A 13,524-nucleotide genomic window follows, 5' to 3' on the forward strand; every position below is an offset into this window, starting at 1 on the left:
AGCAGATGAATTGCAGTGACCGTGCCAGTCGCCAACATTAAATAAATCGTTGAAATTCAATCTCTTAAAAAGACTGAACTTCCCAGGACCATGCAATTTGCAACAACGGTCCGATATCAGCGGGTTTTATGCATTGGCACAAAAGCCCGGTCATTTGAGTTTGTATCAACTACAACATGAAAGTTAATTTAAAGCGTTATTGCAAAATCTTGGCAAAATGCTGCCATTCCGTTTGAACCGATCAGCAGGCCCACCATGACTCGCATCTTGACCATCGAAGACGACGCCGTGACCGCCCGGGAAATCGTCGCCGAACTCAGCAGCCACGGCCTCGACGTGGATTGGGTCGACAACGGCCGCGAAGGCCTGGACCGCGCCGTCAGCGGCAACTACGACCTGATCACCCTCGACCGCATGTTGCCCGAACTCGATGGACTGGCCATCGTCACCACTTTGCGCACCATGGGTGTGTCCACGCCGATCCTGATGATCAGCGCGTTGTCCGACGTCGATGAGCGCGTGCGTGGCCTGCGCGCCGGCGGTGACGATTACCTGACCAAGCCGTTCGCCACCGATGAAATGGCGGCCCGGGTCGAAGTGTTGCTGCGCCGGCAGCACAACGGCGGCACTCAGCCGACCACTCTGCGCGTGGCGGACCTTGAGCTGGACCTGATCAGCCATGAAGCCAGCCGCGCCGAGCAGGTGCTGACGCTGCTGCCCACCGAATACAAGTTGCTGGAATTCCTGATGCGCAACAGCGGCCAGATCCTGTCGCGGATGATGATTTTCGAGGAAGTCTGGGGCTATCACTTCGACCCGGGGACCAACCTGATCGACGTCCACATCGGTCGCCTGCGCAAGAAGATCGACCCGCCGGGCAATGTCCCGTTGATCCGCACGGTGCGAGGTTCGGGTTATGTCATTGCCGAACCCGTCTGACGGTTGGCGTTCCTCCAGCAGCCGGTTGCTGGCGCTTTACAGTTCGTTGTTCGTGGCCTGGAGCGGGATCCTCATGGGGGTCATGTATTTCGAGGTGTCCGGTTACCTCGACAACCTGGCCAAGCATTCGCTGATGCAGCGTCAGCATCTGTTTTCGCACTTTCGCGGCGAGCAACTCGAAGATGCACTCGCTGCCAGCATGACGTTCGATATCCGCGGCATCGATGCCTACGGCCTGTTCGCCGCTGACCACACCTACCTCGGCGGAGCTTTGCAGCAGATGCCTGCGGGCCTGCCGCTGGACGGCAAGATCCACGAATTGCGCGACTGCTCCGAATCCGACGATCCGACCCTGCCCGCCGACAGTTGCGATGCGGTCGCCACCCCGACCCGCGACGGTCGCTGGCTGGTGCTGGTGCGTGACAACGGTTCGCTGTTCGCCGTGACCCGAATCATTCTGCGTGCATTGCTCTGGGGCGTTTCGCTGACAATCGTACCGGGGGTCATCGGCTGGCATTTGCTGCGGCGTCGGCCGTTGCGACGAATTCGCGCGATTCAGGCCAGTGCCCAGTCGATTGTCGCCGGAGACCTGACTCATCGATTGCCCGTGTCCAATCGCCGCGACGAACTGGACATGCTCGCCGCCATCGTCAACGCCATGCTCGATCGCATCGAGCGTCTGATGAACGAAGTCAAAGGCGTGTGCGACAACATCGCCCACGACTTGCGCACTCCGCTGACGCGTTTGCGGGCGCAGTTGTATCGCATGCAACAACAGGCCGGCGAAGGCTCGCAGGAAGCCGCGCAACTGGATCTGGTGCTGGCGGAAGCCGATACGCTGATGGCGCGTTTTCGGGGTTTGCTGAGGATTTCGGAACTGGAGGATCGCCAGCGGCGTTCGGGCTTCGTCGAGCTCGATCCGGTGCGGTTGCTGCAGGAATTGCATGAGTTTTACCTGCCGCTGGCCGAGGAGGACGAACTGCGTTTCGAGCTGAACATGCCGGAAACCCTGCCGATGTTGAATGGCGACAGGGCCCTGTTGTTCGAGGCACTGGCCAACCTGCTGAGCAACTCGATCAAGTTCACCCCGCCGGGAGGCACGGTGATTTTGCGTGGGGTGAATGATGCAGGGCATACACGGATCGAGGTGCACGATTCCGGCCCCGGTATACCCGAGTCGGAACGCGAAGCAGTGTTCCAGCGCTTCTATCGTGCAGAGGGTGGGCAACCGCAAAGCGGTTTCGGGCTTGGGCTGTCGATCGTTGCGGCGATTGTCAGCCTGCACGGGTTCAGTCTTGAAGTGGGTCGCAGCGATCTGGGCGGGGCGAAACTGGTGCTCGATTGCCGGCAGAGGCTGATTTCACAGACCTGATCGTTTGGCAGAGATAGTTCCCACGCTCTGCGTGGGAATTCCTCAAGGGACGCTCCGCGTTCCAGCTCTCGAATGGGACGCAGAGCGTCCCGGGCTGCATTCCCACGCGGAGCGTGGGAACGATCAACTCAGGCCGGGTAGTTGGCGCGCAGCGCTTCGAGGCCGCCCTGATAGATGCCGCTGAACAGCGCCACCACTTCCTCATCGCTCACGCCCTTGGCCGTGAAGCGTCCCGACCACGTCACCCGCGCGCCCTGCCCCTGGGCTTCGACGCGAATCGTCGCCAGATAATCCGTGGCCGGAAACGGTGCCTGCTCGATCGAGTAGCTGTAGGTCTTGCCCGCGTTATCGAACGTCTCCAGACGCTCGATCACCACTGCGCCGTCGGCGGTTTGCAGGGTGCGTACACGACCGCCGTCGCTCAGTTCACTCTTGGGAATGAACGGCAGCCAGTCCGGCAGCGTGTTGAAACCGCCGATCAATTGCCAGACCTGATCGGCCGAGGCCGGGATATCGATGAATGCTGATGCTGTTGCCATAAATAAACGTCTCTCTCAAAGAATTCAGGTTCAGATTGCCAGGCTGTCGACCACGCCGCCGTCGACGCGCAATGCAGCGCCGGTGGTGGCCGAGGACAGCGGTGAAGCGATGTAGGTCACCAGATGCGCGACTTCTTCGACATTGGCCACGCGCTGGATGATCGAGGTCGGACGGGCCCGGCGCACAAACGCGTCGGCCTCGTCCCGCAGGCTGCGGCCGGACTCGGCGGCAGCATCCTTGAGCATCTCTTCGACGCCGTCGGTGAAGGTCGGCCCCGGCAGGATTGCATTGACCGTGACACCAGTGCCGGCCAGCCGTTTGGCCAGGCCATGGGACACTGCGAGGTTGGCGCTTTTGGTCACGCCGTAGTTGATCATGTCGGCCGGGGTGGCCACGCCGGATTCCGAAGACAGAAAGATCACCCGGCCCCAACCCTGCTCGACCATCGCCGGCACGTAATGCCGGGACAGGCGCACGCCGGAGATCACGTTGATTTCATAGAAGCGCGTCCACTCATCGTCGGGCGCGTCGAAGAAATCCACGGCGTTGTAGATCCCGAGGTTGTTCACCAGGATGTCGGCTTTCGGTTCAGCGGCGAACAGTTTCTGCGCGCCTTCGGCCGTGCCCAGATCCGCCGTCAGACCACGCAATTGCGCGCCCGGAACGGCTTGCCGAATGCTCGCCAGTGCCTGCTCGACCTTGGCAGCGTCGCGACCGATCACCACCACCGTGGCGCCTGCCTCGGCCAGTGACTGGCTGATGCCCAAACCGATACCCGCCGTGCTGCCGCTGACAATTGCCAGTTTTCCGCTCAGATCGATCTTCATGCTTTCACCTCGTCGATAGGTAATGGTGCACGTTCGGACACCAGTTTCGCTTCACGCATGGCCTGCCAGAAACCGGCCGGAATGACCGCCGACAGCGCCGCCATGTCTTCGGCGATGCGCCCCGGTTTGCTCGCGCCGGGAATCACTGCCGCCACGGCCGGATTGGCCAGCGAGAATTGTAGTGCAGCTGCTTTGACATCCACGCCGTGGGCGGCGGCGATGCGTTTGATCTGCTCGACCTTGGCAATGATCTGCGGGCTGGCCTTCTGGTATTCGAAGTGCGCGCCACCGGCCAGGATCCCCGAGCTGTAAGGGCCGCCGACGACGATCTCGACGTTTTGTGCACGTGCCGAATCCATCAGACGCTGCAGGGCGCGGTCGTGATCGAGCAAGGTGTAGCGGCCGGCCAACAGGAAGCCGTCAGGCTGCGCCTCGGTCAGGTCGAGCGTCAACTCGCAGGGCTCAACCTTATTCACGCCCAGGCCCCAGCCCTTGATCACGCCTTCTTCGCGCAGGCGGGTCAGGACTTTGAAGGCCCCGGTGCGGGCCTGATTGAAGTACTCCAGCCATTGGTCACCGTAAAAATCCTGAGCGATGTCGTGGACCCAGACGATGTCGAGGCGATCGGTTTTCAGGCGTTCGAGACTGTCTTCGATCGAGCGCAAGGTGGCGTCGGCGCTGTAGTCGTTGACGATCTTGTTCGGGCGGCCATGTTCGAACACCCCGCTCTTCTCGCCCAGATCCCGGGCGGCGGCGTCTTCGACTTCATCGAGAATGACCCGGCCGACCTTGGTGCTGAGCACATAGTCGTCGCGCTTGTAGCGGGACAGCGCTTCGCCGAGGCGGATTTCCGAAAGGCCCGAGCCGTAGAACGGCGCGGTGTCAAAGTAACGCACGCCGGCATCCCACGCCGCATGCACGGTGGCCTGGGCTTCTTCCTCAGGAATGGCGCGGAACATGTTGCCCAGTGGCGCGGTGCCGAAGCCCAGTTGGCCGGGCAGTTTGTCTTTCAAGCTCATGGGGATTTCCTCGTAGTGTCTGGGTCGTGGTTGACCGTTGAGCAGATCCTAGATTGCGGCACTCAGACCGTCCAAGACATAATGCGCAGCACTTGAGTCCCTATAGGTCTGACATGATCGATTTCCGCCAATTGCGCTACTTTGTGGTCGTCGCCGAAGAAGAGCACGTCGGCCGCGCGGCCGAACGCCTGCACATTTCCCAGTCGCCCCTGAGCCGGCAGATCGCCCAGCTCGAAGAACGCCTGGGCCTGACCCTGTTCGAACGCAGCCAGCAACGCATCCGCCTGACCCGCGACGGCCATACGTTCCTTGCCGAAACCCGCGCCTTGCTGACCCACGCCAATCGCCTGGAATCCCTCGGCAAACGCCTGGGTCGTGGCGAAGAAGGCGGTTTGTGCATCGGCTACATCGAGAACGCCATGCACGCCGGCGTATTGCCCAATGCGTTGCGCGTGCTGCGGGCGGATCGGCCGAACGTGCACGTCGCGCTGTACAACCTCAGCTCCGCCGAACAACTCGAAGGCCTGCGTCAGCGTAGCCTCGATATCGCGCTGGTCAGCGAACCGCCGACGACCGACGATCCGGACTTGCTGGGCTTTCAGGTACTGGACGACCCGATGCTGCTGGCGCTGCCGGAGCAGCATCCATTGGCCGCACAGGCCTCGCTGACCCCGGAGGATCTGGCCACTCAGGAGTGGATCGGCGTGCAACCGCGTCAGGATGCGGGCGACGATTTTGTGAGTGCCTGCCTGCGCGCCGGCTTCACCCCGGATGTGCGGATGCAGGCGACCGAGCCGTTCACCGCGCTGGGGCTGGTGGCTTCAGGGCTTGGGATTGCGATGATCCAGAAAGGCCTGAGCCACAACGCCCCGCCGGGTGTGGTGTTGCGGGAAGTACCGTGGCTGGCGTTCACCACGCCGTTGTGGGCGGCTTGGCATCGGGTCAATTTGCGGCCGTTGGTTGAGACGTTCAGAACCGTACTGACGGGCTCGGACATCTCGGGCGCGTGACTAAAGGCGCGGTTCAAACGCCCAACCGCGCCCACCCCGCCACCAACTGCGCACTGATACTCACCCCGCCACACACCACAATCACCACATCCCGAGCCCCCGCCAGCGCCGGATGGTCAAGGTAAGCCACCGCCAGCGACACCCCGCACGCCGGCTCCACCAGTTGCCGCAGATCACTGGCATAACGCACCACGCCCATGATCGCGTCGTCATCGGACAGTACCAGGCATTCGTGATCGAACTCGCCGATGTGCTGCACCGGCCACTCCGCTACCTGCGCGGCGCCAAGAGAAGTGGCAACGGTGTCGATCTTGCTCAGGCGCACCGGGTGACCAGCCTGTACGGCAGCGGCAAACGAGGCGGCGCCCTGGGTTTCACAGGTGATAATCCGGCAGTCACGCCGGTCATGACGCAGCAGCCCCGTGAGGATTCCTGCGAGCAATCCCCCGCCGCCGACCGAGGTGACCACGGTGTCGAACTGCGGGCAGTCTTCGAGGATTTCATCGATCATCGTGCTGTGTCCTTGCCACAACACCGGGTGATCGAAGGCCGGCACGTATTCGGTGTCCGCCGCACTGGCCAGTTCCCGTGCTCGCTGGTTGGCCTCGTCCCAGACTTTGCCGTGGACGATGACCTCCGCGCCAGTGCGGCGGATGCGTGCGCGGGTGGCCTCAGGGGTGGTGTGCGGCACCACGATGCAGGCTTGCAAACCCAGGCTGGCCGCCGCCACTGCAGTGGCCAGGCCAGCGTTGCCACCGGACGGACAGACCACTTTAAGTTTGCCCTGCGCCGCTGCCTGACTGCACAGCAGGCCCATGCCGCGCAATTTGAACGAGCCACAGGGTTGCAGGTTTTCCAGTTTCAGCCAGATACGCCGGGAGGTGGTCGACAGGGTCGGATGGAGGATCAACGGCGTGCGGATGTGCAGCATGGCGGACTCCTGATGACGCCACGCCCGGGCGACCTGTTCGCCGGCGCGTGGACGGTTGAAGTCGAAACGTCCCTGTCTGAAGCTTAGTTCACCCTGCCCCCTCGACGGTAAACGCCGGGGATCGTGCAGCGATCTACACTGAACGGAACAGCCGTGAGGTGCCTATGAAAATGTCAGCGCAAATGACCGTCGTCGCGGTAATCGCCACTCTCGCCTACCTGGGGCTGGCGATGTGGGGCATTGGTGGCGTGGCGGTGTTCTTTTCCCACGGCGCGCTGGTAGTGGTCGCGCTGGCGACACTGGCGATGGTGGTGGTGTCGTTGTTCAGCGAGGTGAACCTGAGCTCCGGCGAACGCGAGGACCGAGCCAATCGATGGGTGATTCCGGCGTTCGGCGTGATCGGGTTGGTCAGTGCTTTTCTGCCGGCTTATTGCGACCGCATCGGTTTCTGGACCGTGGGCCGCGAAGGCACCCGTTGGCTGGGGGCGTTGTTGTTCATCGCCGGCGGTGCGTTGCGCCTGTGGCCGGTGTTCGTTCTGGGCCACCGCTTCAGCGGCTTGGTCGCGATTCAGCCGGGACATCGACTGGTCACCGAAGGCATCTACACGCACCTGCGCAACCCCAGCTATCTGGGGCTGGTGATCAATGCGCTGGGCTGGGCACTGGCGTTTCGTTCAGTCGTCGGGATCCTGCTGGCGGCGCTGACGCTGATCCCGCTGATTGCCCGCATCCATTCAGAAGAAGCCTTGCTACGCACCCAGTTTGGCACCGAGTACGATGCCTATTGCGCGCGCAGCTGGCGGTTGTTGCCGGGGGTTTACTGAAGTCGCAGGCTTAGTTGGCCGTTGCTGTCGATGCTCAGCGCAACGTCGCGGTAACTGGCGATGGTCGTGTGTGGGGTTTCAATCGGATGCTGGTGAGTCGCGGTGATGATCATCAACGGCGCACCGGCCGCTTCCGCCGCCTGAATGCCAACAGTCGCGTCTTCGAAAATCAGGCAATCGGCCGGTTCCAGTCCCAGACGTTTGGCGGCCAGTCGATAGCCGGCCGGGTCAGGTTTACCCGCCGTCACATCTTCAGCCGTGATCATCACAGCAGGCTCGGGAATCCCCGCCGCCGCCATCCGTCGCAGCGCCAGATCCCGTGGCGCCGAGGTCACCATGGCCCAGCGATCTGCCGGCAACGACTTGAGAAACGCCGCCGCACCGGGAATCTCGACAATGCCCTCGACATCTTCGATTTCCGCCTCGGTAATGAACGCCGCCTGCGCCTCGGCGTCCACGCCCGGCAGGTTCAAGCGAGTGATGGTGTCGATGGCGCGCACGCCGTGGATGGTCGGCAGGAACGTCTCGACATCAACGCCATGACGCTCGGCCCAGGCCGCCCAGATTCGCTCGGCGGCGGCGATGGAGTTGAGGACGGTGCCGTCCATGTCGAACAGGAACGCGCCGAACGCGCGATTGAAAACAGCATCGTGAGCAGACAAGGGGTTCGCATCCTTAGGCAACGGGCCGGACAAATATGCCCGGCAATGTAGCATTTGCCGAAGGCGTCAGTGCAGACGCGGTGCCTTGGATTTGAATGCGTCGTCCACGCAATCGAGCAACTGGCCGATGGCCCAGGGCTTCTTGATGAACGCCACCGGATGGCGGACGCCGGAGGTCTCGGGCGTTTCATAACCGGACATGACCATCACCGGTTTTTCCGGCCAGCGCTCGCCGACCAGATTGGCCAGGTCCGCGCCATTGAGGGTGCCGGGCATGGTGATGTCGGTGAGCAGCAGCGCGACTTCCGGCGCGTGCTCTTCCAGGTATCGCGACGCCGCATCGGCACTGGTCTGCGGCTCGACCTTGAAACCTTCCTCCTGAAGAATTTCGCACAAAAACTCCAGAATCAACGGATCATCCTCGACTACCAGAATCAACCCGCCAGGAAGGTGCGCGCTCGACGTCGGAATTGGACACATGAACTGGCACTCCCTGAATTGCATGAACGATTTAGCGGCTTGATCCCGCTGCTTATCTGGTATGAGCAGCGCCTTCTACAGAAATTCATTTTTGATACAGGTCTTTTCGATAACACCCGGTCAACGGGCAGTCGCCGACCCGTAATTGCGGTTAAAATGCGCGCCCTTTTGCTGGCCGATCCCGATTGATGAACCCTCAAGCCCTCGCCGTTCTCCACGCCCACCTGCTCACCGCGCTGACTTCGGCGCCGGCCGAAACCCGGCGCCTGTTCCATGGGCGCGGGCGTTGCTGGCCGGGGCTGGAACAGCTCACCGTCGACTGGCTGCAAGGCGTGGTGCTGGTGTCGCTGTTCAAGGAACCCGAGGCTTCGCAACTGGAAGACCTCAAGCGTCTGTTGCTGGAGATCACCGGTTCAGCGCCATGGCAGCAGTCCGGCGCCCACACCCTGTTGATCCAGCATCGCTACCTGCCGCAAAGCACCGCCGAATGGCTGCTGGGCGAAGAAATCGACGAGATGACGATCGTCGAGGGCGGGCTGAAATACCGCGTGGATCTGGGTCGCAAGCAGAACGCCGGGCTGTTCCTCGACATGCGCTACGGCCGCAACTGGGTCCGCGAGCAGGCAGCCGGCAAACGGGTGCTGAACCTGTTCGCCTACACCTGTGGTTTCTCGGTGGCAGCCATCGAGGGCGACGCCAGCCATGTGGTCAACCTCGACATGTCCCGCGCCGCGCTGAGCCGCGGCCGCGACAATCACCGCCTGAACGGGCATGACCTGAGCAAGGTGAGTTTTCTCGGCCACGACCTGTTCAAGTCCTGGGGCAAGGTCATCAACAGCGGCCCGTATGATCTGGTGATCATCGACCCGCCGTCGTTCCAGAAAGGCAGTTTCCTGCTGACCAAGGATTACCAGCGCGTACTGCGCCGCCTGCCGGAACTGCTGACGGCCCAAGGCACGGTGCTGGCCTGCATGAACGATCCAGCGTTCGGTCCGGACTTCCTGATCGATGGTGTGACCCAAGAGGCGCCGAGCCTGCGCTTCGAACAGCGGCTGGAAAATCCACCGGAGTTTCCGGATGTCGACCCTGAAAGCGGTCTGAAGGCGCTGCTGTTCAAGCAGATCGGTTAACCCTGCTCAGCGCGGGCGCAACACCAGCGCAAACAACTCGCCATGCCCGGTGACGTTGAGCTTGTGATAGAGATTGCGCCGATGCACCTTCACGGTCTCCGGCGAAATGTGCATGTGCTGGGCGATGGCTTTGCTCGAGAAGCCCTGGAGAATCAGGCGCGCCGTATCGATTTCGCGCGCGGTCAGCCGCGCGTCGAAACGGTCCAGCAGCGCCGCCAGATCGCCGACCTGCGCCTCGATGGCCGCCCCTTGCGGCGGCATCAACTGCACATGTCGGCGCATCGCTGACAACACCCAGTCCCGCACGCACAGCAGGCGTCCCTGCTCCTGCAAACCGAACGCCGTCGCTCGGCCCATCGACAAGCCGAGCACGCCGTCATCGGTGTTGACCATGAATTGCAACTCATCCGCGCCGACCACCGAACGGAAGTAGCTCAGGTAGTACTCGCTGTGCAGAAACTGGTCCGGCGCCACGGACGCGAGGCTGTGCAAACCGTCGGTGATCCCGGAGCACGCGGCCTGATAGAACGGGTCGAGCAAGTACATGCCGGCACAGTAACCGGCCAGTTCTTCCTGTTCATCGGCGCGGCCCTGGCTGTCGACGTCGATCAGCAATTGCGGCGGGCGCCCCGTCTGCATCAACGCCACCAACGCATTGTCCAGCGGCACCAGCAGCCGCAAGGTATCGACCAGCGCTCGCCAGAAACCGTCCTGGCCGATGGTGGCGAATACCCGCGACAGGCTCTGATGCACCGGCAATTCCTGCAGCAACGCGTCCACGCTCTACCCCTTTTGAGTAACCCATGATGGGAATGGGTCTGGCGCGGCCTGCCCGATAGGCTGACCACTCCTGTTCATCACCGGCCTGCCGCAGGCCAGGAGTGCCGCATCATGCGTTGTCATCGTGGGTATATCAACCTGGGTCTGATGGGCGTTTTGTCCGCTGCGCTGAGTGCGCAAGCGGCCGATGCGCCGAGTGTGCATGTCTACAACTGGTACGACTACATCGGTCCGAACACCCTGCATGACTTTAAGCGTGACAGCGGCATCGAGCCGGTCTACGACACCTTCGACAGCGCCGAAGTGCTGGAAGGCAAACTGATGACCAGCCACAGCGGCTACGACGTGGTAGTGGCGAGCAACTTCAGCCTGCCGACCCTGATCAAGGCCGGCGCCCTCGCCCCGTTGCCCCGCAATCAACTGCCAGGCTGGAAGAACCTCGACAACGACCTGCTGAGCAAACTGGCCAACAACGACCCCGGTAACCAGTACGCCGTGCCGTATCTGTGGGGCACCAACGGCATCGGCTACAACGTCGACAAGGTGCGCGCCGCGCTCGGCGACAAGGCGCCGGTGGACTCCTGGGATCTGGTGTTCAAGGAAGAAAACCTGGCCAAGCTCGGCGAGTGCGGCGTGGCGATGCTCGATTCGCCATCGGAAATGCTCCCGGTCGCATTGCATTATCTCGGCCTGCCACCGAACAGCACCAACGCCGAGGACTATCAGAAAGCCGAAGCGCTGTTGCTGAAACTGCGCCCGCACATCGCCTACTTCAACTCCTCGAAATTCATCAGTGATCTGTCCAACGGCAACATCTGCGTGGCGGTCGGCTGGTCGGGCGCAATGCTCGAAGCCAAGACCAACGCCGAACAGGCCGGCAACGGCGTGAAGATCCAGTACAGCCTGCCGAAAGAAGGCGCGCCGGTGTGGTTCGACACGCTGGTACTGCTCAAGGACGCGCCGCATCCGACCCAGGGCCTGGCGTTCATCGACTACCTGCTGCGGCCCGACGTGATTGCGCCGGTCAGCGATCACCTCTCCTACCCCAACGGCAACCGCGCCGCCACCGCGCTGGTCGCCGAAGCCACCCGCGACAACCCGGCGGTGTATCCGTCTGCCACGGCGATGGCCACGTTGTTCACCCTCGAGCCCCTGCCCAAAGCCACCGAACGGGTGCGCACTCGGGTCTGGAGCAAGGTCAAGAACGGCCAATAATCAAAAATGAACAGAGAAGAAAACACCATGAAACCAAGAGCCCGCGATCTCCATATCCGCATCGGCCAACTGCAGCCCGGCCCGCTCAATGCCATCACCGACGTACCCGGCGTGCGGATCGGCCACAGCAATGTGCGGGGGCAAAGCGCCGCCGGACGCGACATCTGCACCGGCGTCACCCTGATCGAACCGCGCGCAGGTTCGACCAATGCACAACCGTGTTTTGCCGGCGTTCACGTACTCAACGGCAACGGTGATGCCACGGGGCTGGAATGGATTCGCGAGGCCGGCCTGCTGACCAGCCCGATCGCCTTCACCAACACCCACAGCCTCGGCGTGGTGCGCGATGCCTTGATCGAGCTGGATCGCGCGCAGCAACCGGACGACGGTCGTCTCTACTGGAACATGCCGGTGGTGCTGGAAACCTTCGATGGGTTGCTCAACGACATCAACGGCTTTCATGTGAAGCCCGAACACGTTGCCGAAGCCATGAGCAATGCAGTCGATGGCCCCGTGCAGGAAGGCGCGGTGGGCGGTGGCAGCGGCATGATCTGCCATGAATTCAAGGGCGGGATCGGCAGCGCATCGCGCCGATTGAGCAAGGCTCAGGGCGGCTGGACAGTGGGCGCCATTGTCCAGGCCAACCATGGAATTCGCAGCGAATTGCGGGTCGATGGCTACCCGGTCGGGCGCTATATGGAACAGGTGGATTCGCCGTTCCTGCGTGCCTCGCTGCCGCATCCGGGCATGGGTTCGATCGTGGTGTGCCTGGCCACCGATGCGCCGTTGTTGCCGCATCAATGCACGCGACTGGCGCAACGGGCGAGCCTCGGCCTGGCGCGTACTGGCGGCGGTAACGAAGACCACAGCGGCGACATCTTCATCGCCTTCGCCACCGGCAACGGCCATATCCCGCCCGCCGCCTATGAAGGCAAAGGCGCGTCGACCTGTGACGGCTTGCGGATGGTCAACAACGACCACATCAGCGAGCTGTTTCTGGCGGCGACCGAGGCGGTTGAAGAAGCGATCATCAACGCCCTGCTTGCCAGCGACAGCACCGAAGGCAACGGGCATTCGGTGCCGGGGCTGGATGCCGCGACCCTGCTCGCCGCCCTGGATAAAGCAGGCTGGCCCGGCGCTCGCTGAAACTGTTCCCAAAGACCTTTAGCGGAACAAGCCAAGTCCGAGTTCGCGCGCCGCCTGCAGTTGCACCGCAGGGTCGCGCAACTCGGACTCCAGCAACAACGCCGAGCCCGCCACCGTCGCCCCGCAATAATCGAAAATGCCGTGGTCGATCTGCGCCTTCATCGCCGCGCCGTAGCCGTGGCGTTCGTAGGTGCGTGCATCCGCCCCGCCGAGTGCGACCAGTTGCACACGCAGTCGTCCGAGCTTCTTCAGGGTCGAATCACCGTCGAAATCAAACGCCCAGCCATTGCTGAACACCCGGTCGATCCAGCCCTTGAGCAGCGCCGGCATCGACCACCAGAACACCGGATACACCAGCACCAGCGCATCGGCGCGGTCGATTCGTGCCTGCTCGGCCAGGACGTCTGCTGGCGGTGCGGATTCGCGGTGATGCACGGCCCAATCGGCCACGCCAAAACGCGGATCGAATTCCTCGGCGTGCAGGTCAGCGATTTCGAAGGTGTTGGACGGATCGCTCTCTGACAGGCCTTTGGCAATCTGCTGCGCCAGCGCATGGGTCAGCGAACGAGGGTCGTCATGAGCCACAACAATCAATGCGTGCATGGGGAAATCTCCGTTTGGTGGATGCTGACCAAGGGCTATATACTCT

General features: G+C 62.5%; 15 protein-coding genes. 7 read left to right on the top strand and 8 right to left on the bottom strand.

All coding sequences use genetic code 11. The features are described from left to right. The first annotated feature begins 255 nt into the window (after nt 1-255). Both AC07VV_RS07735 and AC07VV_RS07740 read left to right on the top strand, forming a co-directional pair. Nucleotides 256-939 carry a response regulator transcription factor gene (locus tag AC07VV_RS07735; RefSeq protein ID WP_096822590.1) on the top strand — a complete coding sequence of 228 codons (684 nt, stop codon included), beginning with the start codon at nt 256-258 and terminating at the stop codon, nt 937-939. Next, a complete protein-coding gene (locus AC07VV_RS07740; RefSeq protein WP_495035867.1) occupies nt 917-2,311 on the top strand; it encodes a sensor histidine kinase in 1,395 nt (464 codons plus the stop codon). The genes AC07VV_RS07735 and AC07VV_RS07740 overlap by 23 nt, the downstream gene beginning before the upstream one ends. A 128-nt stretch (nt 2,312-2,439) precedes the next feature. Here the strand turns inward: AC07VV_RS07740 and AC07VV_RS07745 are convergent, their stop codons facing one another. From AC07VV_RS07745 to AC07VV_RS07755, 3 genes are read right to left on the bottom strand one after another with little or no spacing between them, the layout of a single operon-like run. Next, nucleotides 2,440-2,850 carry an SRPBCC family protein gene (locus AC07VV_RS07745; protein ID WP_096822592.1) on the bottom strand — a complete coding sequence of 137 codons (411 nt, stop codon included), beginning with the start codon at nt 2,848-2,850 and terminating at the stop codon, nt 2,440-2,442. A gap of 30 nt (nt 2,851-2,880) precedes the next feature. Beyond that, the gene (locus AC07VV_RS07750) at nt 2,881-3,678 is read right to left on the bottom strand and encodes an SDR family NAD(P)-dependent oxidoreductase (RefSeq protein WP_495035868.1); all 798 of its coding nucleotides are present in this window, start codon (nt 3,676-3,678) and stop codon (nt 2,881-2,883) included. After that, nucleotides 3,675-4,697 (bottom strand): aldo/keto reductase, encoded by a 1,023-nt coding sequence (locus AC07VV_RS07755; protein ID WP_249486818.1) that lies wholly within the window; start codon nt 4,695-4,697, stop codon nt 3,675-3,677. The genes AC07VV_RS07750 and AC07VV_RS07755 overlap by 4 nt, the downstream gene beginning before the upstream one ends. 113 nt (nt 4,698-4,810) lie before the next feature. On the opposite strand from AC07VV_RS07755, the gene AC07VV_RS07760 reads away from it, so the two are divergent. Beyond that, on the top strand, nt 4,811-5,707 hold the full coding sequence (locus tag AC07VV_RS07760) for a LysR substrate-binding domain-containing protein (RefSeq protein ID WP_495035869.1): 897 nt from the start codon (nt 4,811-4,813) through the stop codon (nt 5,705-5,707). A gap of 13 nt (nt 5,708-5,720) precedes the next feature. On the opposite strand, the gene AC07VV_RS07765 is transcribed toward AC07VV_RS07760, so the two are convergent. Further along, nucleotides 5,721-6,638 (bottom strand): pyridoxal-phosphate dependent enzyme, encoded by a 918-nt coding sequence (locus AC07VV_RS07765; RefSeq protein WP_495035870.1) that lies wholly within the window; start codon nt 6,636-6,638, stop codon nt 5,721-5,723. 164 nt (nt 6,639-6,802) lie between these two features. Here AC07VV_RS07765 and AC07VV_RS07770 point away from each other — a divergent pair, with 164 nt between their 5' ends. Beyond that, nucleotides 6,803-7,462 carry a methyltransferase family protein gene (locus tag AC07VV_RS07770; RefSeq protein ID WP_495035871.1) on the top strand — a complete coding sequence of 220 codons (660 nt, stop codon included), beginning with the start codon at nt 6,803-6,805 and terminating at the stop codon, nt 7,460-7,462. Here AC07VV_RS07770 and AC07VV_RS07775 read toward each other — a convergent pair. Next, nucleotides 7,456-8,124 carry an HAD family hydrolase gene (locus AC07VV_RS07775; RefSeq protein WP_495035872.1) on the bottom strand — a complete coding sequence of 223 codons (669 nt, stop codon included), beginning with the start codon at nt 8,122-8,124 and terminating at the stop codon, nt 7,456-7,458. The genes AC07VV_RS07770 and AC07VV_RS07775 overlap by 7 nt on opposite strands. Before the next feature lie 66 nt (nt 8,125-8,190). Continuing rightward, complete coding sequence (locus tag AC07VV_RS07780; protein ID WP_457380803.1) at nt 8,191-8,604, bottom strand: response regulator; 414 nt, start codon at nt 8,602-8,604, stop codon at nt 8,191-8,193. A gap of 188 nt (nt 8,605-8,792) precedes the next feature. Here AC07VV_RS07780 and AC07VV_RS07785 point away from each other — a divergent pair, with 188 nt between their 5' ends. Beyond that, nucleotides 8,793-9,734 (top strand): class I SAM-dependent methyltransferase, encoded by a 942-nt coding sequence (locus tag AC07VV_RS07785; RefSeq protein ID WP_495035873.1) that lies wholly within the window; start codon nt 8,793-8,795, stop codon nt 9,732-9,734. A gap of 6 nt (nt 9,735-9,740) precedes the next feature. Here AC07VV_RS07785 and AC07VV_RS07790 read toward each other — a convergent pair whose 3' ends face one another. Then, the gene (locus AC07VV_RS07790) at nt 9,741-10,514 is read right to left on the bottom strand and encodes a helix-turn-helix transcriptional regulator (protein WP_495035874.1); all 774 of its coding nucleotides are present in this window, start codon (nt 10,512-10,514) and stop codon (nt 9,741-9,743) included. 111 nt (nt 10,515-10,625) lie between these two features. Between AC07VV_RS07790 and AC07VV_RS07795 the strand changes: the two genes are divergently transcribed. Both AC07VV_RS07795 and AC07VV_RS07800 read left to right on the top strand, forming a co-directional pair. Beyond that, nucleotides 10,626-11,729 (top strand): polyamine ABC transporter substrate-binding protein, encoded by a 1,104-nt coding sequence (locus AC07VV_RS07795; RefSeq protein ID WP_495035875.1) that lies wholly within the window; start codon nt 10,626-10,628, stop codon nt 11,727-11,729. A 27-nt stretch (nt 11,730-11,756) separates the two neighbouring features. After that, nucleotides 11,757-12,875, top strand: coding sequence for a DmpA family aminopeptidase (locus tag AC07VV_RS07800; RefSeq protein WP_495035876.1), 1,119 nt, complete (start codon nt 11,757-11,759; stop codon nt 12,873-12,875). Between the two features lie 18 nt (nt 12,876-12,893). Here the strand turns inward: AC07VV_RS07800 and AC07VV_RS07805 are convergent, their stop codons facing one another. After that, a complete protein-coding gene (locus AC07VV_RS07805; RefSeq protein ID WP_495035877.1) occupies nt 12,894-13,478 on the bottom strand; it encodes an NAD(P)H-dependent oxidoreductase in 585 nt (194 codons plus the stop codon). Nucleotides 13,479-13,524 lie beyond the last annotated feature (46 nt).

The organism is Pseudomonas sp. GW821-FHT02C04, from assembly GCF_059421845.1.